General features: G+C 60.3%; 19 protein-coding genes. 13 read left to right on the forward strand and 6 right to left on the reverse strand.

The window, feature by feature from the left end; translation table 11 throughout:
* The first annotated feature begins 167 nt into the window (after positions 1 to 167).
* Positions 168 to 1,178 (forward strand): 3-keto-5-aminohexanoate cleavage protein, encoded by a 1,011-nt coding sequence (locus LDO15_RS22595; RefSeq protein WP_223988080.1) that lies wholly within the window; start codon positions 168 to 170, stop codon positions 1,176 to 1,178.
* 53 nt (positions 1,179 to 1,231) lie between these two features.
* On the forward strand, positions 1,232 to 2,875 hold the full coding sequence (locus tag LDO15_RS22600) for a long-chain-fatty-acid--CoA ligase (protein ID WP_223988082.1): 1,644 nt from the start codon (positions 1,232 to 1,234) through the stop codon (positions 2,873 to 2,875).
* 530 nt (positions 2,876 to 3,405) lie between these two features.
* Here the strand turns inward: LDO15_RS22600 and hemB are convergent.
* Positions 3,406 to 4,389: a porphobilinogen synthase gene (gene hemB, locus LDO15_RS22605; protein WP_223988152.1), complete on the reverse strand. Its 984-nt coding sequence runs from the start codon at positions 4,387 to 4,389 to the stop codon at positions 3,406 to 3,408.
* A gap of 475 nt (positions 4,390 to 4,864) precedes the next feature.
* Between hemB and LDO15_RS22610 the strand changes: the two genes are divergently transcribed.
* The 4 genes from LDO15_RS22610 to LDO15_RS22625 all read left to right on the forward strand — a co-directional run bounded on the left by LDO15_RS22610 (position 4,865) and on the right by LDO15_RS22625 (position 9,204).
* Entirely contained in the window at positions 4,865 to 5,245 is a 381-nt protein-coding gene (locus LDO15_RS22610) for a MarR family transcriptional regulator (RefSeq protein WP_223988084.1), read from the forward strand.
* 402 nt (positions 5,246 to 5,647) lie between these two features.
* Positions 5,648 to 6,367, forward strand: a complete 720-nt coding sequence (locus LDO15_RS22615) for a flavin reductase family protein (protein ID WP_223988086.1) — start codon at positions 5,648 to 5,650, stop codon at positions 6,365 to 6,367.
* A 443-nt stretch (positions 6,368 to 6,810) separates the two neighbouring features.
* Positions 6,811 to 7,692: a sulfurtransferase gene (locus tag LDO15_RS22620; protein WP_223988088.1), complete on the forward strand. Its 882-nt coding sequence runs from the start codon at positions 6,811 to 6,813 to the stop codon at positions 7,690 to 7,692.
* 240 nt (positions 7,693 to 7,932) lie between these two features.
* Positions 7,933 to 9,204, forward strand: a complete 1,272-nt coding sequence (locus tag LDO15_RS22625) for an MFS transporter (RefSeq protein WP_223988090.1) — start codon at positions 7,933 to 7,935, stop codon at positions 9,202 to 9,204.
* A gap of 235 nt (positions 9,205 to 9,439) precedes the next feature.
* Here LDO15_RS22625 and LDO15_RS22630 read toward each other — a convergent pair whose 3' ends face one another.
* From LDO15_RS22630 to LDO15_RS22640, 3 genes are all read right to left on the reverse strand, one after another.
* Complete coding sequence (locus tag LDO15_RS22630) at positions 9,440 to 10,126, reverse strand: HAD hydrolase family protein (protein WP_346656005.1); 687 nt, start codon at positions 10,124 to 10,126, stop codon at positions 9,440 to 9,442.
* 539 nt (positions 10,127 to 10,665) lie between these two features.
* Positions 10,666 to 11,364, reverse strand: a complete 699-nt coding sequence (gene hemQ / locus LDO15_RS22635; protein WP_223988092.1) for a hydrogen peroxide-dependent heme synthase — start codon at positions 11,362 to 11,364, stop codon at positions 10,666 to 10,668.
* Between the two features lie 1,025 nt (positions 11,365 to 12,389).
* On the reverse strand, positions 12,390 to 12,905 hold the full coding sequence (locus LDO15_RS22640; protein ID WP_346656006.1) for an isochorismatase family protein: 516 nt from the start codon (positions 12,903 to 12,905) through the stop codon (positions 12,390 to 12,392).
* 1,407 nt (positions 12,906 to 14,312) lie between these two features.
* Between LDO15_RS22640 and LDO15_RS22645 the strand changes: the two genes are divergently transcribed.
* The 3 genes from LDO15_RS22645 (at position 14,313) to LDO15_RS22655 (ending at position 15,712) form a co-directional block, all read left to right on the forward strand.
* Entirely contained in the window at positions 14,313 to 14,489 is a 177-nt protein-coding gene (locus LDO15_RS22645) for a hypothetical protein (RefSeq protein ID WP_223988095.1), read from the forward strand.
* Positions 14,486 to 14,803, forward strand: coding sequence for a hypothetical protein (locus tag LDO15_RS22650; protein WP_223988098.1), 318 nt, complete (start codon positions 14,486 to 14,488; stop codon positions 14,801 to 14,803). Before LDO15_RS22645 ends, LDO15_RS22650 begins: the two co-directional genes overlap by 4 nt.
* A gap of 243 nt (positions 14,804 to 15,046) precedes the next feature.
* Complete coding sequence (locus LDO15_RS22655) at positions 15,047 to 15,712, forward strand: plasmid pRiA4b ORF-3 family protein (protein ID WP_223988101.1); 666 nt, start codon at positions 15,047 to 15,049, stop codon at positions 15,710 to 15,712.
* A 15-nt stretch (positions 15,713 to 15,727) separates the two neighbouring features.
* On the opposite strand, the gene LDO15_RS22660 is transcribed toward LDO15_RS22655, so the two are convergent.
* Positions 15,728 to 15,988 (reverse strand): type II toxin-antitoxin system RelE/ParE family toxin, encoded by a 261-nt coding sequence (locus tag LDO15_RS22660; RefSeq protein ID WP_223988104.1) that lies wholly within the window; start codon positions 15,986 to 15,988, stop codon positions 15,728 to 15,730.
* Positions 15,985 to 16,251: a type II toxin-antitoxin system Phd/YefM family antitoxin gene (locus LDO15_RS22665; protein WP_223988107.1), complete on the reverse strand. Its 267-nt coding sequence runs from the start codon at positions 16,249 to 16,251 to the stop codon at positions 15,985 to 15,987. The genes LDO15_RS22660 and LDO15_RS22665 overlap by 4 nt, the downstream gene beginning before the upstream one ends.
* Positions 16,252 to 16,328: 77 nt before the next feature.
* On the opposite strand from LDO15_RS22665, the gene LDO15_RS22670 reads away from it, so the two are divergent.
* The 4 genes from LDO15_RS22670 to LDO15_RS22685 all read left to right on the forward strand — a co-directional run bounded on the left by LDO15_RS22670 (position 16,329) and on the right by LDO15_RS22685 (position 20,043).
* The gene (locus LDO15_RS22670) at positions 16,329 to 16,502 is read left to right on the forward strand and encodes a hypothetical protein (protein WP_223988110.1); all 174 of its coding nucleotides are present in this window, start codon (positions 16,329 to 16,331) and stop codon (positions 16,500 to 16,502) included.
* A gap of 125 nt (positions 16,503 to 16,627) precedes the next feature.
* Positions 16,628 to 17,143, forward strand: a complete 516-nt coding sequence (locus LDO15_RS22675) for a hypothetical protein (protein WP_223988113.1) — start codon at positions 16,628 to 16,630, stop codon at positions 17,141 to 17,143.
* Between the two features lie 943 nt (positions 17,144 to 18,086).
* Positions 18,087 to 18,587, forward strand: a complete 501-nt coding sequence (locus LDO15_RS22680; protein WP_223988116.1) for a hypothetical protein — start codon at positions 18,087 to 18,089, stop codon at positions 18,585 to 18,587.
* A 454-nt stretch (positions 18,588 to 19,041) separates the two neighbouring features.
* On the forward strand, positions 19,042 to 20,043 hold the full coding sequence (locus LDO15_RS22685) for an AAA family ATPase (RefSeq protein WP_223988119.1): 1,002 nt from the start codon (positions 19,042 to 19,044) through the stop codon (positions 20,041 to 20,043).
* Positions 20,044 to 20,920: the final 877 nt, after the last annotated feature.

Genomic DNA, 20,920 nt, shown 5'->3' on the forward strand with positions numbered 1-20,920 from the left:
GACGACAAATACCGAGCAACATCCAGGACACTGGGCGCCCGGGCCGGCGGTGGCTCGCCGCTGCGGTTCCGGGTGCGCGCTGGTTCCGCATCAAATAATAATTCACCATCCAATCGTGCCGGCCACGCGCATGCGGGCCGGGCAGTTCACAACCGAAGGAAAGACTGATGGAAAACATTGACTGGGATCGCGTTCAGCGCGGAGTGGCTCGAGAGAACCACAAGATGATTTGGCGCCCCTATGGCGCCCCCCTCATCATGGACCTCGAGGGGTCCTCGTTCCACGATATGCCCACGTCAGAGCCATGGACGAGCATTCCCGAAGAAACGATCGTCTCTGTGGCAATCACGGGGGCCTTCTTCGGGAAAAAGGAGAACCCGAACCAGCCGATTTCTTCAGCGGAGATTCTGGAGTCCGCTCGTGAAGTTGCCGAAGCCGGAGCCAGCACGGTCCACCTACATGTACGCGACGACGCCGGATACAACGTGCTCTCCCCGCAGCTTTTCAAAGATGTCACAGAGCCCCTGCACAGCGAGTTCCCCGAACTGCCCGTTGACGGCTGCCTCGTGCCGGCCCTAGACGGGGAGTGGGAAAAGATGGTCGAGATGCTGGGGCTCGGTTTGCTCGACGCAGCGCCAATCAATGCCACTGCCACGTATATTGGAGACTCACTTTTTGCGAAGCCGGCTCCTATCATCCTCGAGAAGGCCCGGCTGATCAAAGAGGCCTCCAGCGTGCCGGAAATCGCCATCTATACAGATGCCGATGTCAGCATCGCCGATCGACTACTCATTCGAAGTGGACTCATTTCAACGCCAGCTGTATGGCTCGTGCTACCAGCCCTACCTGGTGGAAGCCCCATGAATAATCCCCGCCAGATGATCTCCGGGCTGACCCGCATCGTAGAAGCCATCCGCGACATCGACCCGGACGGCATCATCATGGTCTGCGCGGCGGGGAGACCTTCCCTCCACCTTGCAACCCTTGCCGTGCTGATGGGCCTGCACGTCCGTATCGGCATGGAGGACACGTACTACATGTGGCCCCACCGCACAGATCGAATCGAATCGAACCTCGCTGTCTTTAAGACCATGAAGAGCATCGTTGAGTCCCTCGGCCGAACGGTCGCGACCCCAAAACGAGCGGCCGAGTTGATGGGTCTTTCCCTCAAGCGGTAGAAACCAGCGGCGATGAGTCGGCAATGTCAACGATCACCAGAAGGAGCAGCGGGATGAAGTCAACCATGCAGGATATTGAACTCAGCATTGCTGACATACTCGAGCACGGCGCACGAAACTTCGCAGAGAGCAAGGTCTTCACCCATTATGAGGATGGCGTCCGGGAAACCAATTTTGCCTCAATCTCTGAAAAGAGTTCGCGTCTCGGTACCGCTCTCAAGACCCTAGGAGTGGCTCCGGGCGACCGGGTAGGAACGCTGGCCTGGAATACGCGGGAGCATTTGGAATGCTATTTTGCCATCCCCGGTCTAGGAGCGGTACTGCATACGCTAAACCCCCGGTTCAGTACCGACCAGCTCACCTGGTGCATCACTGACGCCGGCACCTCAGTGATCATCGTCGATGACATGCTGTTGGCAACCCTTGTCGACTGCATTGGGCTAACACCCGGCGTGCGAGCCGTCATTCACTACGCCAACGGCGTGCCAGGCCCCGATTCGGAGACGCACCTGGACGCAATCGCCAGAGCCGGAATTGCGGTTTACAAATACGACGAACTGGTCAACGCCAGTGAAGCCATTGCCGAATGGGTGCGCGTCCCCGAGAGATCGGCGGCTGCCCTTTGCTACACATCTGGAACGACGGGACAACCTAAGGGCGTCCTGTACAGCCACCGATCCATCTGGCTTCAGTCACTCCTGAACACAAGCGGAGCTCAGTTTGGGCTTTCGCGCCAAGACACAATCCTGCCCGCCGTTCCGATGTTTCATGTCACGGGATGGAATCTACTCTTCTCTGCATTCATGGTCGGCAGCAACATCATCCTCACCAACCGATCGAACCAGGCGAAGCCATTGCTTGAAGCTATTACGGAGTTGAGGCCAACGTTCGGGGCAGGAGTTCCGACGATTTGGGGCGACGTTGCACACGCCTACGACTTGGAGAAGGACGGGACCTACGACATTTCGTCACTTACGCGAATTTCCTCTGGTGGCGCGGTCGTCCCGGACGGGCTGATCTCTTGGTGGCAGATCAGTCATCACGTGGCCATCTTGCACGGATGCGGCATGACCGAAACATCGTCCACTATGACGTCCGGGATTCCACCCCAGGGGTTCGACTTCGAAACCCTTTCGCCGTATCAGCGCACCCAAGGGCAATTCCTGATCGGAGTTCAGAGTCGAATAGTCGACGAGTGCGGTTCTCCGCTTCCCAATGACGGCCGCCGGGCCGGCGAGCTTCAGCTTCGTGGTCCATGGGTCGCCAGCGGCTATTTGAACGGACAAGGGGACACCTTGACTGCGGACGGATGGCTCCCGACTGGAGACATCGCAAATATCTCCCCCGACGGATACGTCACCTACACTGACCGCATTAAGGACATCATCAAGTCCGGTGGAGAGTGGATCTCGTCAGTTGCACTGGAAGCGCACCTGGCCGGTCACGCAGGCGTACGGGAGGCCGCCGTCATCGCAGTGGATGACGACAAATGGCAGGAGCGCCCCGCAGCGATAATCGTCGCCAGCGGTGAACGGCCGGCAGCTGCTTCCTTGAGGGAATACGTCGCCGCAGCCTTTCCCAAGTTCTGGGTTCCGGATCATTGGATTTTCCTAGATGCGTTGCCGAGAACCTCCGTTGGCAAATACGACAAAAAGCTGCTCCGGGAGAGATTCCGGTCGCTCGGGAACGGCCATTAGTCAACGCAGCATGCTGCCTGGGTAACGAGCTGCGTATCGCATGTCCGTCGGTATCCGAGTGAGGCTGCACCGTGTTCCTCCCTGACTCCCGACGTGTAGGGGTTCAATTTATGCAGCAGGTTGTTCACCTGCCTTAGCCGTTCCCTGCTGATACGTGCCATGACATGGTCGAACTGGCAGCTAGGCATACAGTCCTGGACCTTGCCAGAAGATTTCCTGGCGCGGGCTCAGCCTGACGGGCCCCGGGTCTCTCAGAACACCCCATCCACGTGTGAAGGAGCAGGCAGGTCGCGGTGCTCGTCATTTCAAATCTTCGAGCCAAGGATGAAAGCGCCTTTGGTGGTCGAGGCGCCCCACAACAAAGTAGCGCCCCGACCTTCCCAAGGTTCATCGTCAAGTTCCCACGGATGACTGCGTGCCGTCAATAGCGCCGTATCCTGCCCGATGCACCTGAAGGGACGATACAAGGGTGGTGCGTGTGCGTCAGTGACTCTAAACGGGTCCTTTTGCTTAACGAATGCCGGGCCCGGTCACCGGTCTTCCTTCAGCCAGCCGGCAACCTCAGCTGCCCAGTAAGTAAGCACCATGCTGGCGCCCGCACGCCGAATGCTCAGAACTGATTCGGTGATGGCTGCTCGCCGATCTATCCAGCCATTCGCTGCTGCAGCTTCAATCACCGCACACTCACCCGAGACCTGGTAGGCCGCAACGGGCACAGGACTCATAGCTGCCACGTCGGCCACAATGTCCAGGTAGGTCGTGGCGGGCTTGACCATGACTATGTCCGCTCCCTCGGCCAGATCCAGCTTTACCTCGCGGAGAGCCTCGCGGCGGTTGCCGGCGTCCATTTGGTAGGTACGGCGATTCCCCTTGAGCTGGGAGTCGACAGCTTCGCGGAATGGGCCGTAGTAGGCCGAGGCGTACTTGGCACTGTAGGCGATGACAGAGGTTGATGCGTGCCCGGCGCCATCCAGTGCCGTCCTGATGGCCGCAATCTGACCATCCATCATTCCCGACGGACCCACCATGTGGGCACCGGCCTCGGCATGGGCTACTGCCATCCGCGCGTAAATTCCTACTGTTCGATCGTTGTCAACGTAACCGTCAGCATCGAGAACACCGCAATGGCCGTGGTCGGTGAACTCGTCCAGGCACAGGTCGCTCATGATGACTAGTGCGTCTCCCACCTCGGCCCGGACGTCGCGGATGGCCTTGTTCAGGACACCTTCAGGGTCTAATGAAGCGGTTCCGTCGGCATCCCGGACTCCCGGGATGCCGAACAGCATGACTCCTCCCAGCCCAAGTTCCGCCGCCTGCGTCACTGCTTGTTTGAGGGTGTCGGTGGTGTGTTGCACGACACCTGGCATCGAAGTAATGGGAGTCGGAGCCGTCAAACCCTCGCGAATGAAGGCCGGAAGAACCAGCTCGGCAGGGGCCACCCGTGTTTCGGTGGTCAGCCTGCGCATCGCAGCTGTGGTCCGTAGACGGCGGGGGCGGTGGCTTGTAAGACTCATGGTTTTGTCCTTAACTACGTCGGGGAGGTCGGGCGGGTGGTCCGTACCGGCGGGAAACTTGGCGTTCCAGAGTGACGCCATGAACGTTCTGGGGTTCTCAGTTGCATGCGACATCACCAGCCCGCTGAGAGGCTTGCCAATGGCTCTGGGGGCCATGCGGCCCGTTTTGCAGCCTTCTGGCATGCCGCATTTCGTGACACGCCGGGTCGGAAAGGGGCTAAGAGGCTTAGCCCCTTCGGCCCGCCACTTCAACCGGAACCTGAGATGGAAATCTAGAACAGTCCTCATGTGATTAGCGCTAGGGGCAGCATGGACAGTTAGGAGCATATGCGCCTATCATGAAGGAATACAAGAAACCCTTGTGGATGAAGCCAATATCGAGCGAAGGATACCAATGACCTCGTCGAGTCTGTCCGCGTCGGCCGACCTTGAGGGGCGGTGTAACTGCTTCGCGGTTCGGAAAGCAGCCCGCTACTTGACCGCCACCTACGATGCCGCCCTCGTCAGCGTCGACCTACGCGCCACCCAGTTCACACTCCTGCAGAAATTGAAATCACGGGGCCCGGAGACCATAGGGCAACTTGCCGACGTCATGGCCATGGATCGCACAACGCTGGCTGCCAACCTGAAGCCACTTGAGCGAGACGGACTTGTCCATACGGCGTTGTCGGCGTCGGACCGCCGAGCCAAGGTCGTAAGTTTAACCAAGCGAGGTGCTGAACGGTTCGACCAGGCATTGCCTCTCTGGGAAAGCGCTCAGGCTCGCTTTGAGGAGGCATATGGAGCAACCCGGGCCGCCAGCCTGCGAGAACTAGCCGGCGCCGTACCCGACACCCAACCAAACCCCTGGGCATAGTAGGGCTGACCCTCCAATCCACGGCCGAAGTGATTCCGGGATTGCGCCTTCCGCATTTCTGGGGATCGATTCGCCCGGGTCGATTAGTCACAACCTAGGACACTTTCGAGGGGGGCATCGGTCCGGTACATCGTTCGGATTACTCCGCACTCCGAGGGCCATTTGATGCAGACCGGGCCTCGACGCATGGTCGATGAACATGACAGATCAGGCGATGCCAGATCCCGTGCGCCTCGAAATGCTTTGTCATGGGCGAAATGGTCCGCTTCTTCATACGTCGAATGATTATCCCACCACAGAACGTTCTCGAGGCCTCGAAGGCCCGGCGCCTTCAGGACCGGTATCTGTCCAGTGTTTCTATCAAGTTCGGTAACAAAGTCACGGAAAGACAAAGGCTTCAACATGATCATTGATTCGGTGGACCTCGATGCGGTCTCCGCGTACAAGCTACTGATCGGGAGCATCGTTCCCAGAGCAATCGCATGGGTCAGCACGGCCTCAGGCGACGGGGTTGCCAACCTGGCCCCCATCTCATTCTTCACTGCGGTTGGGCGGAAGCCGCCGATGGTTTCCTTGACGCTGCAGCCTCGATCTGATGGCGCCTTGAAGGACACCCTCATCAACATTCGTGAAACGGGCTGCTTCGTCACCAACATCGTGACGTTGCCGCACGCTGACGAGATGCACCGCAGTGCCTTCGAATTCGATTCCGGAATCGATGAGTTCCACGCCGTGGGACTTGAGAAGGAAGCGTCCGAAGTCGTGAGTGCACCTCGGATCAAGGACGCCCCCATTTCGATGGAATGTGTGGTTGATCGGATTATCCCGGTGGGCGAAGTACTCGACCATGTCGTATGGGGCGAGGTTGTCCGGTTTCACATCCGGGATGACTTGTACCTGGACCGAGGACGCATAGACACCGCTGCCCTCGCCGCTGTCGGACGTCTGGCAGCTGAATACACGCTGGTCGAAAATGTGTTCACCACCCCTCTTCCTGATCCCCTCATCGATGTCAGACGAGGTCGCCGCATGTCGCGACTCGACGGCCAACCGGATGGCTGGTCTCCGATCGACACGGGGGCGTGGTCGGCATCCGGCTCCACGCTGGCGACCGAAAGGTAGAGCTCATGGTGAAGAGCCCGGATCTGTATTTCCGCATAGTTCCGGCTCACGCCACGGCCTACCCCTTGTGTTGTTCGAGGTCTTCGAAGCGCAACCCACGGACACGAAGCGCGGACTCCGGATCTGTCGAAATTCCTTGGAAAGCATCACGGTTCGGTCGGCCTCGCAACAATAGCGCGCCGGGCCCGCTGTCAATGAGGCGCAGAACTTTAGTGCGCCGCGGCCTGCATGAACTGCAAGCGGCGGTATCGCACGTGCAGCGCCATGGCAGGTCGCCTGACAGGTAGCTGCCTTCAATAAGCAGGAAGCGAATGATGCCTGCCTATGCGGCGGGGAATCAGGGGGTCCGCACCTGGCCTCCAACACCGTTGTTTGGATTTGCGATCCAAGAAATAGTTCCGCGGAAGAACCGATGACAACTCAAACAAGGCAAGGAAAATCTCGTGAAACTACCACTCGATACGTCATCCAAGATCCTGCAATACGCGCACCCTGCCCGTCTGGTTACGACAGCCTGGCTGGCCGCCCACCTTCGAAGCGAGGGCCTGGTGGTCGTTGAATCCGATGAGGACGTGCTTCTGTACGAAGTCGGCCACATCCCCACGGCGGTTAAGGTTGATTGGCACGTGGATCTCAATGATCCGATTCAGCGCGACTACTTGGACGGTGAGAAATTTGCCACTCTCATGAAGTCTCGAGGGATAACTCGCGACAGCACCGTGGTCATCTATGGCGACAAGAATAATTGGTGGGCTGCATACGCTCTCTGGGTGTTCAGCCTCTTTGGGCATCCTGATGTACGACTCCTGGACGGAGGACGGGACAGGTGGATTGCTGAGGGCCGCCCCTTAGAGGTCGGTTCTTCCGTGAAAGTGGCGGGCCAGGTCAAGTACCCCAATATCAAGCGGGATGATACCCGGATCAGAGCTTTCAAGGATCAGGTACTCAACCACATTGGTCATCCACTAATCGATATTCGTTCCCCGCAAGAATTCAGCGGGGAGAAAACCACCATGCCGGATTATCCGGAAGAAGGTGTACTGCGGGGCGGCCACATCCCCACCGCCCGAAACGTTCCCTGGGCTCGCGCCGTTGCAGAGGACGGTACCTTCAGGTCCCGTTCAGAGCTGGAAGCCCTGTACATGGACGAAGTCGGACTGCGTACACGGGACCGGGTCATCACCTACTGCCGCATCGGCGAACGGTCCAGTCACACCTGGTTCGCCTTGACTCATCTACTCGGGTTTGAAGACGTGCGGAACTACGACGGGTCCTGGACCGAGTGGGGAAATGCCGTGCGCGTCCCGATCGAGATCGGCGACTAAAAACGGCCATCGCCAGCTAATGAAAGTTGGTTTCTCCGTACACGTCAGAATCCTGCTCCGGCGCCGTTCAGACCTACTGCCAACAATGTTGGCCCGCAATTCCCTGCATGGACCCCCACCAACGAGGCCCGGGCGGCCCAGTATTTCGGTGCCGAATCTACCGTCCACAGCGGCCAAGCGGGACCACACCTGACCACCCGCCCGGACGCTTGAGTTTGTCCATCTCAACAGGAGCATCACATGACTACCCAGTCCTCCGTAGACACACCCACCCCTGCTGCCCACCATCGTTTCAAAATTCCGGCCAGGTTGGCCTTCGCGGGGAGTGCGATCACATTTATCAGCCTTTATCTCGCGGCAGGGGTACCGACGCCCTTGCTCGCGTACTACCAAAGTCAGTGGGGGTTCCCCGCATCAGTTCTGGCCCTGGCATTCGCCGTCTACGCGCTGGGCTTTCTGACGGCCATCCTGCTGGTGGGGTCACTCTCCGACCATGTCGGCCGGCGGCCCGTGTTGATCGGAGCTCTCCTTCTGCAGCTCGTATCGATCATCATGTTTCTGGTAGCACCCGACATCGGGTGGGTGATCGCGGCGCGCGTCGTTCAGGGCCTCTCTACGGGCGCTGCAACCAGCGCATTCACAGCCGCTCTTGTTGACCTGGCGCCCCCGGACCGAAAGAGATTGGGAAGCATTCTTGGCAGTGTTGGCATGTCCGCCGGCCTCGCCGTCGGCGCACTGCTTTCGGGGTTCGCCATCCAGTTCACGCCCGAGGCCAATACGGTCGTCTTCGGTGTCCTCGCGATTGTGACGATTCTGGGACTAGGCGTCGTGGTGCTCTCGCCCGAAAGCGTGACCCGCACACCCGGAGCGTTACGGACTCTTATTCCAAGGGTGGCTGTTCCGCCGGCCGCCAGACGTGAATTCACCGCCGCTGCTCCTGTGATCGCCGCAATCTGGATGCTGGCCGGCCTGTCCCTCGGATTGGCACCAACGGTCGTGCGCAACGTCTTCCACCTGAACAGTGGCTTGGTCAACGGACTCAGCGGTTTCATCGCGCCGGCGACGGCAGCTCTTGTCGGCATCGCGTTCGCACGCTTCAGCCCCCGGCACGGAATGCTCATCGGCATATACGCCACCATGGCAGGGACTGCCGGCATCGTTGCCGCCCTGTTGTCCGGAAGCCTGGCGGTCCTACTCGCCGGCCTGATCATCGCAGGCGTCGGCTTCGGTGCGGCGTTCCCCGCATCGCTGCGGCTTATCATGCCGCTTGCCGTCCCCCAGCAGAGAGCGGGCATCGTCGCAGCCATTTACGTTGTCGCCTACATCGCCTTCGGTCTGCCGGTCATCATCGCAGGCCAGCTTGCTGGCCCCTTCGGCCTCGTACCCACGATTGTCGGGTACGGAATTGTGACAGCCCTACTCGCACTCATTAGCCATATCGCGCAGTTTCGCATCCGCCGCGGTGCCGGGCAAGAACGATCTATCCGTCTGGGGACTCAGTCTGAGCGCTAGGGAAGTCCCGATCGCGCCCACCGGATTGCATTGACGGGCACCCGAACAGATGTTTCTTCGATAACCGGGTCCCGGCCGAGACCCTTAGCCTCAGATGCGATAGATGTCCCTGTGCACCCCAAGCAGCCGGACACTTCGCGCGAATTGCACGCATAAAGGGCCGCCTGCCGCGTTGGTTTGAGGGGCACTCGTTCGGGTCCTCGGAACCGTACCCGGCGCCACCCGCGTATGTCCGCTACAACGTGGCCAATACCTGCGCGAGGCCGTCGTCCATCACGCTTCCGGTGACCTCGCTGGCAACCTCAATCACTTCAGCTGGCGAATGCCCCATGGCCACGCCACGGCCACTTTCGGAAGCCCATCTGAGCAGCTCGATGTCGTTGCGGCCATCGGCTACAACCATCACCTGTTCCCGAGCAATGTCGAGTTCGATTCGAATCCGTTCCATGGCCGTGGCCTTGTTGACCCCGTCAGCGGCTATGTCGAGCCAAGCGGTCCAGCCGATCGCGTAACTTACCTGATGCAGGCCCATTTTCTCCACCACAGCGAGGAAGTCCACCATGTCGTGGTCAGGGGAGATCACAACGACACGCGTGGCAGGACGGTTCAGTAGTTCGTCGAATACTACGTGCTCACTGTCCAGCCCGATCGTGGCATCCGGGAACGGCTCGGTGTACCGGTAGTGGCCGTGTTCGTCCTCGACAGCGAAGCGGGTATTCGCCAGGTGTGTGCGGATCGAGCGGAGCGCATCGGTCGGGTCGAAGGATTCCACGCACTCGCGCCGGTAGCCGCTTACGGTCTCGGGGTCACGGTGCAGGGTAATTGCACCATTCGAGCAAACCAGAAACCGCGGTGTGATGCCGAGGCGATCGAGCACAGGCATGGTTGCTGCAAAGGAGCGCCCGGTTGCAAGCCCCGTCAAGACGGCGCACCTGCTCGACCACAGCGTCGCTTATGGATCCGTTTGGGTGCATTGTGGTGCCGTCGATATCCAACGCGACGAGCCACGAAGCCTCCTCAGTTTCAACAGGTACAGCCACGAAATGCGAATTCACCAGATGTGTGCTCCTGCCCGTTTTTGATCTCTCAGCGAGGGGATCGGGTGCTGCGATGTCCCCGACTGTAAAAATCCCAAACTGCATGGACTCCGCCTTTCCGCGTTGCTCTATCATGAAATGCACTCCCCACTCGGTTCTGTCAGCCTCCCAGCGGGCGAAAAGACCTTCTTGGGAGCGAGCATAGCGCTATCCAAAGGACCGAGGAGTCTTCCTTCCTACATTGCTTTAGCCGGCGCGGAGTGCAAGTTGTCTGTCAACGCGGTCACATGGAACATGTGTCCGCCCTCAAGGGGTTGGCGGCAGTCCGCCGATTCCATTCGGCTCCGGCGGATAAAAATTTGTGGGTCCCTTCTGGAGCCCGATTTTTCTGCGGATTAGGAGTGCCGTTCAAGACGTCCAGTGATTATCGAAGGACGTCTGGTATCTCCGACAGTTCGATTCGCCGACCGGTGTAGAAGGGAATTTCTTCTCGGACATGGTGACGCGCGTCTGTGCCACGAAGATGTCGCATCAAGTCAACCAGATCCACCAGCTCCGGCGCTTCGAGACCGAGAAGCCACTCCCAGTCGCCTAGGGCGAAGGAAGAGACGGTGTTGGAAATGACTTGCGGAAACTGACGTCCCAGCAGGCCGTGGTCGCGCAGCATCCGTCCGCGCTCGGCAGCGGGCAGCAAGTACCAGTCGTACGAGCGCACGAACGGATAGACGCACAGCCAGGCGCCAGGTGCTATTCCTTGGGCGTATGCCGGAAGGTGGCTCTTTGCAAATTCGGCCTCGCGATGGATGCCCATAGCGGACCATGTAATCGTGGTTTCAGCGAAGAGCTTGGTGCGGCGGATATTCCGCACGGCCGACTGAAGACCCTCAGGCTTGTTTCCGTGCAGCCAGATCATGATGTCAGCGTCGGAGCGCATTGCAGAGACATCGTAAACGCCGCGCAGTGTGATTCCTTGGGTTCCGAGTTCGCCAATGAGCTTTTCGAACGATTGGATCGCATCCTTTCGGTCGTGATTTCCGACGCGCTTGAAGACCGTCCAGAGGGTGAAGAAAAGCTCGTGATCTAGCCCGTTGGTGCGTGCTGATGAGGTGGTAGTGCTGGTCACAGTAGTTCCGTCGCCTTCATAGATGGATAAGTTGTCCCGGAGCCAGCAGAAATCAGCGGACGAATGTTGGTCTGACGAGACTGCAGCTAGACGTCATTTGCGGATGTGGCGCGTCCTGGTACCTCCGAACCCGGGGTCGGAAGCTGCTGGCGAGTGCTTGTGGTCAGTTGTTGCCCGTCACAGTCAGACTCCATGACGGACGATGGACTCCGTCCTCAAAGCTCTCGCCATTCATATCGTTAGTGTACGAATCATTAGTGGGCTAATCAAATGACAGTGGCTCGCTTACGCACGCGAGACCATTCGAGTCGGGGGTCCCGCCCCGAAGGCAGGGCACTTCACCGTTCTGGAGATCCCAGCGAACCCAAGCGGGACGCCACCGCCCGCCCTCGGCATCTAAGGCGTCGCGGACGGGGGAGCGCTGAAGCGCGACGGCTATTTTCTGGCTGCCGAAACGAGCTTGTCTTCCCTTTTGAGGGCACGGTAGGCACGTGCTTTCATGTGGTGCAGGCTTGCCCCAAATCAGAGAGCATGTGGCACAGCTCGGTGTTCTTCGGCGATACTCTTTTGCGTGTTTGACGGCAGTGGTGCCGGCGCTGGGGGAGCCGGCAGCGTAGGGGCCTGTTCGCGCCGAATGTCCCTGAAACTGGCTTACCTTCGCTGTGGCCCAGTCGGGAGATTTCTGTTTCCGTTTTCAGGCGCAGAAATCCCGAGAGTTTCACCCGAGCTTTTCTTGCCACGGCCCTGGGCAGCGTCCGTCCTTCAGCTCTCTGCATGGTCGGTCGAGCATCATCGCCAAATCAAGACGCACCGCAACGGCTCTACGCAGATCGCGTTGGGGACGCCAAGCGGCCTGGCCTCACCCGGTCGCGACCAGTAGGGCTCTAATCTCCCAAGGCCAGACGGCCCATCCATGGATCAGAGGCATTCAAACACCGGAGCAATGCAGATCCACCGGCGCGCTTGGCGTCGCCGGCGGATCTGCATGCCCGACGGCGGGCGAAAGGTTCAAGGATCCCGAACGGCTATTTGGAGAGGCCAAACTCGCCGAGGTTGTGCTGAAGTGCTTCGCCTAGGATGTGACGCATCTGGCCCCCGGCGGGGGTCGCCCAATCGACGGCCAGCTCGCCGATCACCGTGTTCGTCGCCGTGAGGATGACTCCCTCCTGTGCCATTCGCACCCGCGCGGCCGCTTCGGAGTCGGCGAACGGCGAACCTCCCGCGTCGAGAACGGCGTGGACCGTGTAGCCAGCGCGCCGGGCGCTGAGCGCTGTGTAGAGCAGGCAGCCATCCGTCGTGGTGCCAGACATGATGAGCGTCTTGCGACCGGTTGCTTCTACCGCGGCGACGAACTCTGGATCGTTCCACGAATCCACGATCCCTGTGCGCTGGATACGATTCGCGTACGCCTCGGGTGCGATCTCCTTGAGGCCATCCATCCACCAGTCCTTGTTCTCGGTCTCAGTGCTGGAGGTCCAGACACTCGGGATATCCAGTACTGACGCCGCCTTTACCAGGGCGATGTTGTTGACCTTCGCAATCTCCGGCGACTATGTCCTGATAAATGACATCGAGATGACTTGGTGGTCGATCAGGATCATGGCGCTGTCTTCGGCTCTTAGTGGTCCAGGCATGAGAGGTTCTCCTACTTCTCTCGCGTAAGCGAGCTGTCGTTATGAACAATTTGTTCGTAACCCCATGATCCATTTGTTTTGAGGGCGCTGCAAAAGGCACATTCCTGTGCGCTGGGCACATTCGGTCGGTCGGGCCGACCGGAGCTGCCTGTGCTGTGCATCCAGCAGCAACTCAGGCGCGAGGTCCTTGGTGCCGCGGAGGCCTTCGTGAACGACACGTACGCCGCGTGACCGCCGCGCGCACCTGCACCGCGACCGGTCTTCGCCTCATTCAGGCAGCAGGGGAGAGGTTTTTGGTAGCCAAGGAACGCTACGGTGCACTGTCCGCTCCGCAGAACACAATCGTCGGCCCCCTACCGATCACCCCCCACTACCAAGGCCTCGCCGGATCGCCGCGGGCGCTTCGAATGAGGCGAGCGCCAGGTGGGCCGGTGCGTTGTAGCGCCAAGGCCTGGCTGGATGCCGAGATCCACAGTCCCGCGACCTGGATCCGGGTGGCCCTGCCATGGTCTTGTTCCTTCGTCTGAGACGACCATTGTAGGGGTGGGATGCTGACAATACGAGGAGCCCGAACCTGCGCCGGAATCCGCTGCACACGGCATGTCCACTGGCGCCACCTGCCAGATCAAGGAGCTGTGGAAAATTGCCCTTCCCTTCCACTGAGAAATCACCGGCGTGTCCGGGCGGCCGGGAATGTCATCTTGGACGTTCCGGTGATGTGAACCGTTCAACCCTCGTAGCGAACGTCAAATTGTGCAGGAGACGGTCTGCACAATTGCATGAGGCAGCGGCTATCTCAGCGGCCGTTATCGGTGATACCTGCGGCGTCTGCTGGGCCCAATTGTCCAAAGCGATTTGGACAATTGGGGGAGCAGCCCGCCTCCCGGCCCGGCCGGTTCCAAAGCGAATAGCTGAAATCCTGAGTGCTCGACTTACAGACTTCCAGACAGACAGAGTCTGGAAGTGCCAGTCAGCCGCCCATGAGTGGCCGAAGCGCAACGTCCCGGCAGGGGCTGCGATATCCAAGGACGACCTCCGAGGGGTCCGCCTCAGGCCTCAGGAGTGCCTTGGCAATGGCCTTGCCGGTCGTGGTGCTGCTTCGGTGGCACAGGTGGCCTATGAACCACTATCGGTTGGAAGCTCCCGCCGTAATGGGTGAGGCGTGGCCCAAGGCAATCCCATCCTTCGCCGGGTGATGATGGCGGACCTCACCCGCACACTTAGGGTCCACGACGGTGAAACGCGAAGACCTCGATATGACCACGATTGTCGATCAGGCATTCAGCCGCTGGCTCGAAGCCAGCTCCCCCCGGCATGATGGGTGCCCTGCCGCCGGGGAAGCTCGAGGAGCTGAAGCGCTCCATGGCCGCCCCGATCTTCCACGCCATCCAGCACGTCATCGCCGGGCTGGAGGAAGAGCCGGTCGAGACCGACAAAGAGATCATCTCCTCGTTCTCCACACCGGACAGCTTCGAAGGCATCACGCCGTGAGCCGCCACGTCATCGACGAGGCCACGGCTGAATCCGGCGACGGGCACACTCTCACCCTCAGGGCCCTCACCGCCCTAGGCGAGCCGTGCGTGGCCAACCGCGGAGCCGTCGACGTGATCGTGACCGCCCCGGACGGCACCTGCCTGTCCTTTCGCCTTCCGGGGGAGCAGGCCGAGCTCATCGCCGGGCCCCTGGCACGCGGCGCCTTCCTGCGCGAGTCGGAAGCAGACGTGGCACGCCGTTATCTACGGACCGCCGGCGACTGGATGTCGGCCGAGCAGATCGCCGATCTCAAGCACAGGGCCGGAGAGTAGTGCGCAGCCCACTGCCCTGGGAGCTGAACCAGGACGACCCGATGGCCCCTTTCGCGGCCGGCATAGACCCCTGAACCGAAGGACTCCCTCACCGGCTAGCACTTGCGCGGGAGGGCTTCCCTAGGTCCGCGTGCGGCGGACGCCTTACCGGACCCCGTCCTGACGCCGCGGATTGCCAGGCTGGGCGCGCGGGAGACTGGAGCATGGCGTCGTGCGGGCCGCTGGAGTTGAGAGAATGCCTGTATGGAAGACCCTGTAGCCGAGATGACGGACGGTGCGGACTCGATTTTGGAGGTCCGTGTGCGCCTTCCGGAATGCGATCCCGAGATATGGCGCGTGCTGGAGCTGGCTGGTTCGTTGTCGTTGGGGCAGATCCACGAGGTCCTGCAGGCGGCGTTTGGGTGGGAGGATGCGCATTTGCACCGGTTTATCGCCAGCGATCCCTTCGCGCGCCTGCGGCCTGTTGACGGGGAAATCGTCGAGCCCCCGCAGTGGCTCCCGGCGGAGTGGTGCGAGGAGCCCACCGATCTGGCCGAGGAGGAGTGTTCGCTGGACCAGCTTTTCGCTGCGGAATCAGAGTCCGCGTTCTATGAGTACGACTTCGGCGACAGCTGGCTTCACCGGCTTGAGCTGGTCACCCGCCGGCTGCGGAACGAAACCGACCCGCTGGCGCGGCTGGTCGCCGGCGCCCGGCGCGGCCCGCTGGAGGATTCGGGTGGTTTCCCGGGGTATGGGGAGATTCTGGACGTCCTTGCCGATCCTGCCCACCCGGATCACGCCGAAGTATTGGAATGGGTGGCCGGGGTCACCAGCACGGATGAACTCTACGATCCCGATTTTCTGGACGTCGATGCGGTGAACCGGGCCCTCGCCGACCGCTCCAAGGCAGTTTGGCAGCGCTGCACATGACGGTCTTGGCCGCGTCTAGTGCTGGTAGATGTCCCGCCGGTGGCCCATTGCGACAACCAGGACGATCAGCTCAGCGTCCCGGATCTCGTAGATGATCCGGTAATCGCCGGTGCGGACGCGCCAGTCGCCGCTGCTTCCGGCGAGCTTCTTCGCCCCTGGAGGGCGGGGTGTTTCGGCGAGCAGTTCGATGGCGGCCTGGATCCGCCGGCGGGCGTCGGGCGGGAGTTTGCGCAACTGCCGCATCGCCGCTGGCGCGACCTGCACGACATAGCTCACGCCAGGCCCAGCTCCGCCTTGACTTCCTCCCAGGGCACCGGGCCTTCGCCGGTGTCCGCCATCTCGGTCCGCGCCGCGTTCGCCGCGCGGAGGTCCTCCAGGTCCTCGGCGGCCTCGATCAGCGTGGCGAGGTCTTCGGCGTCAATCAGCGCCGCGACGCGGCGGCCGCGGCGCAGCAGGTACACCGGTTCGTGACTCACTCGGGCGGTGTCGACCGCCTCGGACAGCCGGCTCCGCGCGTCCGTCACTGTCATCTCGCTCATGATCCAATTTTAGGCCGCGTGCGCTGAAATGTACATAACCGCAATAAGCGCGGAAATGCCGATAACGGACGTTTCGTATGGCCGGCAGGGGAGAGGGCAACGGGTTACCCACAGCCGAACCGTTTGTCCGGCAAGACGAGGTCTCCAATTTCACCTACTACGGCTACGACCCGGCAGCCCGCCTGATCTCTGTACGAAACAGCGCCGGGCACAGCTGGGAAGACGGCGGAACCACCCCAATGCCGGAATAGCCGGGCCGGCGGAGACCTCCAGTTGGGCTGGCACGACGCGCTCCGGCCCGCTGGCCGCCGGAGCACGTTCCGGTACTTAGCCTATTGCCCCGTTTTGTGTAGATGTTTGCCTCTAAGCTCCTGTAGTGATGACTTTCGATCAGGTTTGGCCGGTTGCGGCCTTCTTTCTGGGCGTCCTGAGCACGCTGTTCATCGAGACTGTAAAGGCACGACGTGCCCGCGCTGAAGAGCTCCGAAATGCGGCTGCCGCGAGGGAGCAGTTCTTCCAGGACAGGCGAGAGGCGTTCGAGCTGGACCACCTGCTTAAGGTGAATGAAGCGCTGAGTGCGCTGACCAGCGCAGTTGTCGAAGCTCACAACGAATACATCAGAAACTATGAGGTTTCGCCGGAGGCGCGGCAGCGCGTGGAAAAGGCCAATGGGGGAGTGGTAGCTGTCAGACATTTGATTCTGGATGACAAGCTGCGGGAGGAAGTACGTCTAGCTCATGGAGCACTATTACGGGATGGGAGGCTTGCTGGCAAGACAGAGGCACTTGAGTCTGACGTGGTAGTGGATGCTTTGCAGCTTGCGCGCCAGGGTATTGCAGCTCGGATCAGGTCCCTCTACTTGCGCAATGCCACCGAACCATCAGTCCATTAGCGCTGAACCAGATTGAGTCTGCGACTATCAATTTTCCTAGTACATTGTCGCGAGTTGTGAGGACCATAGGGGGGAAAGCTCCTTCTACAAAGATTTCAGATTCTGACGGTGGACAGCGTTGACTGCAGCTGCCGATCCATGTCGGACGAGACTCGATCGTTGTCTCATCGGCCATGTCTAGGAAAATTTAAAGATCCGAGAGGGAGAGCAGTTGGCATTTTCAACCGGAGTCCCGGTGAGCGGTGATCCTTTTGCGTTCTGGCCATCCCCACAGCGGCCCAGGGTGAGAGGCAGAGAACTTCCCGAATGGGTTGAGCCGATCAGGGAACTGAAACGACAAAAGCTTCGAGGGGAAGCCCTGTTGCTCCTCATGGAATGCATAGACGCGGCCGAAAAGGACGAGCAGCGCATCTTTCCTGCTCCTTGGTATTCCTGGGAAGCGGCCGTGATCTTAAGACAACAGCGAGAGTACACAAGGGAGGTAGAAGTTCTTGAACGGTGGGTTAGCGCTTTACCGGCCTCTTACGATCCCTCTGCGTGGGGATCTTCGGCCCGGCGCATGTTTCCAAGACTGGAAAGGGCCAGAAAGATTGCCAGACGGATGGAATGAGTGTCAGTGATGCAGATCGAAAGATTCCGTGTTTTCGACCTCATTCTCAACGGGCTTAGGTCCCTCGTGATTCGAACTGCCAGATGAGCGTGAGTCCGGGGAGGGCATGCGTCTTCTGCGGGTCTCCGGGTCCCTTGAATAAAGCGCACGTCGTGGCGCGGTCCTTCCTGCGTGTGCTCCCCAAATCGAACGAGGGTCTGCGTCAAACAAACACCCGACGCCACCCGACGCCACCCGACGCGAGGCGACTTGGTGCAGTCGATCAGAGAGTCAGACAGGGATCCAAGAGAGAGGGTTGCGAGGGTCACGTGCCACCAGTGCAATGGTCAGTGGATGGCCGGAGTTGAAGAACAAGCCCGGGCCCTTGTCATTGATCTCGCGGGCAACATCAGGGTCGAACTGAATCAGCAGAACAGCACTGCAATCGCGCTTTGGGTTGCCGCCGCAGGCGTCGTCGCCGGAAAAATGGGTGATGGACCGGATTTTGTCTCGGAAGACGGAGCCCACCTCCGCGCCCAGAGTGCGCTGCCCCCTGGTTTCAAGGTGTGGCTAATCTACGGCGACGAGTCCCGTGATGACCTCTTCAGCCAACACCGCGGCGGTCTTACCCGTAATGGTGCCGGCTGGCTTGCATGGTTCTGGATCGGACGCACTATTTCCATGGTGGCCTCCGGTGGTACCAGCCGGTTGCTAGACGCTCGCCTTGAGGGCATCAGCCCGGTAGTTCAACAATTGCACCCCTTACAGCCCGGCAGGACAAAATGGCCACCTCCCGCGGCGTCATTCACCGGCGGCATAACCTCTGCGCACATGCACGAGATAGGTTCCCTTTAGTGCCTACTAACCCATTTGGAAGGAGGCTGTATAACCCATTGCGGCTGATAGGTCAGCTACTGCGGGCGAGGAGGGGCCGGCAGGATCCGGATGAATGGCATCGGATTCACCTGGGCTGGCACTGCACGCCAAGGACTACGCCCGGCCGCTCATCGACCGAGCATGGTCTGAACGTTTCCCTGCTTCGGTCTCATGTCGCACGTCTGCACAGCTACGTGAAGCATCGCCTTCCGAGGTGTCTCGGGTCCTGGGGTATGCTCCATCAGGGCCCGTCCGAAGTCCGGATGGCTGGCCGTTGGGGGGAGTTTATGAAGACGTCCGGTGCCCGCACCCTACCTGTTTCACGGGGGGCCTCCGTTTGGCCGGAACCGAGCTGGCCATGTCGGCAAGCCGAGTGCCATCGGCAGAGGGAAGTCAGGCTGCTTGCTCTGACGGTTACGTGGCTTGGGTAGTCATGCAGATCACGACACTTCGTGTCTCCAATTCTCAGGCATTCGGTTCCGAACTGACTGAGATCGTCCTCTCTAACGTCACTTACGTCCTGGGGCCGAACGGCGCGGGCAAAACAGCGGTGCTCGCCGCCTTGTCGCGTCTGTTCAGTCCTCTTTCCGGTCAGCGCAAGATCCAGCTCAGTGACTTCCACATCCCGAAGGACCGCAGTGCCGCGGACGTTCACCTCGGAGAGCCTGAGCTGTGGATCGAAGTCGACATCGAATTCCCCGAAGCTGGTGAGGACGGACAACACGCATCGGTCCCGGCTAACTTTGCTCACATGCGAATTGACACTGAAGGCAGTGTCCCGCGCGTTCGAGTTCGCCTGACTGCAGTTCTTGCACCCGACGGCGTCATTGACGAGAAGATCCAGTACGTGCTCGCCGCCGATGATGACGGGAAGCCGACTTCAACCGTCGACATGAACCGCTTCGATCGCGGCAGCATCGAGGTACACTACCTGCCAGCGCGGCGCGACCCCGCTGATCACATCTCCTGCACCGCCGCTTCACTCATCGGCCGGACGCTCCGGGCTGCGGACTGGACCGCGGAAAAGGAGAAATTGAAGGGTCTGTCGGAGCAGGTTACCGACGCCCTGGGCGCAAACGCGGCAGTCGCCAGCCTCGGCGCGCAGCTGACCGCTCAGTGGGGCGGGCTGCACACCGGAGATTACTTCAAAGATCCGTCACACGCCTTCGGGCGCGGCGACCTCGAAGGAGTCCTCCGGCAGCTCACAGTTTCTTTCACGCCGTCTCCTGACGATGTGGCTCTTCCGTTCGAGCGGCTTTCTGACGGGCAGAAATCACTGCTCTATATATCGCTGGTCTTGGCGTGGCAGGCCCTCTCGCGAAAGGTGCTGAGGCGCGAAGAGGCTTCTCTCGACGAACATCGGCTGCGCCCGCCCGTTCACACCGTGATCGCGCTGGAGGAGCCTATCGAAATGAGCATGAGTCCCAGGACCTGACAGCTGAGCCAGCAGCGGCGCTGATGCTGAACTACTTGCGGGTCGTGGCGGATGACCGTCGTCCCGACGCCTATGCAGAACTAATGCGCGTTGCTGCGCGAACGAGCGACACTGACACGGAGACTCAGGCGTTCGAGAGTAGGCTGCGTCGGCACCTGCGTGATGCGCGAGCTGTTGTGCGGACACAGAACTTCGATCGGACGCTTTTCACCTCTTGGAAGCCGCTCATCACGGAATACCTTCGCTTTGTCCCACGCCCCCTTCTCAATGCGCTATCGCCGGCGTACCAACAGGGCAATCGTCTTGATCAGGTTCTAAACAACGCAATTGCGGCGTTTGAGCGAGAGCTCACCGTCGATGGAGATCCTGTCGCAGCGCTAAACCGCCTTTCAGAGGAGGATGCGATCCGGCTCCTGACTATCCACAAGTGCAAGGGGCTAGAGTTCGAGAATGTCATCGTTCTCGGCGTTGAGACGGACGTTTTTTCGGGAAACCTCCGCATGTTAAGTCAGAGTTCTTCGTCGCAATCTCGCGAGCGAAGGAAGAGCTGGTCGTAACGCACGCGGCCTTCCGCGCCAAACCTGAAGGTGCAAACCAGTATTGGTCTCAGTACCGGACTCCTTACCAGGAGTTGCTCGGCTATGCGGAAGAGATTGAGTAGTGCAGGACGTTTCGGAATCTCTGTCTTGACATCGTTCAAACTGTTGAACGTGTGCGGGCTCCTCCAAGGATGCCGGGCTAGTGTGCGGGAGCTCGGCGACGTCATACGGGCAAATTCCTCCCACCACGGGGGACATCAGAGCGCTCGTGCAACTATCAGCCTGCTTACTTTACGTAACATCGGTTATCGGCGCTCGAAAACGGGCGGGGGAGTAGA

It is taken from the genome of Arthrobacter sp. NicSoilB8 (assembly GCF_019977355.1).
Taxonomy (GTDB): Bacteria; Actinomycetota; Actinomycetes; order Actinomycetales; family Micrococcaceae; genus Arthrobacter.

Excerpts from the sequence above, each read along its gene's own strand:
- LDO15_RS22595 (WP_223988080.1), top strand. The coding sequence starts at position 168 with ATGGAAAACATTGACTGGGATCGCGTTCAGCGCGGAGTGGCTCGAGAG.
- LDO15_RS22600 (WP_223988082.1), top strand. The coding sequence starts at position 1,232 with ATGAAGTCAACCATGCAGGATATTGAACTCAGCATTGCTGACATACTC.
- hemB (WP_223988152.1), bottom strand. The coding sequence starts at position 4,389 with ATGAGTCTTACAAGCCACCGCCCCCGCCGTCTACGGACCACAGCTGCG.
- LDO15_RS22615 (WP_223988086.1), top strand. The coding sequence starts at position 5,648 with ATGATCATTGATTCGGTGGACCTCGATGCGGTCTCCGCGTACAAGCTA.
- LDO15_RS22625 (WP_223988090.1), top strand. The coding sequence starts at position 7,933 with ATGACTACCCAGTCCTCCGTAGACACACCCACCCCTGCTGCCCACCAT.
- LDO15_RS22645 (WP_223988095.1), top strand. The coding sequence starts at position 14,313 with ATGATGGGTGCCCTGCCGCCGGGGAAGCTCGAGGAGCTGAAGCGCTCC.
- LDO15_RS22655 (WP_223988101.1), top strand. The coding sequence starts at position 15,047 with ATGGAAGACCCTGTAGCCGAGATGACGGACGGTGCGGACTCGATTTTG.
- LDO15_RS22665 (WP_223988107.1), bottom strand. The coding sequence starts at position 16,251 with ATGAGCGAGATGACAGTGACGGACGCGCGGAGCCGGCTGTCCGAGGCG.
- LDO15_RS22670 (WP_223988110.1), top strand. The coding sequence starts at position 16,329 with ATGGCCGGCAGGGGAGAGGGCAACGGGTTACCCACAGCCGAACCGTTT.
- LDO15_RS22680 (WP_223988116.1), top strand. The coding sequence starts at position 18,087 with ATGGCCGGAGTTGAAGAACAAGCCCGGGCCCTTGTCATTGATCTCGCG.
- LDO15_RS22685 (WP_223988119.1), top strand. The coding sequence starts at position 19,042 with ATGCAGATCACGACACTTCGTGTCTCCAATTCTCAGGCATTCGGTTCC.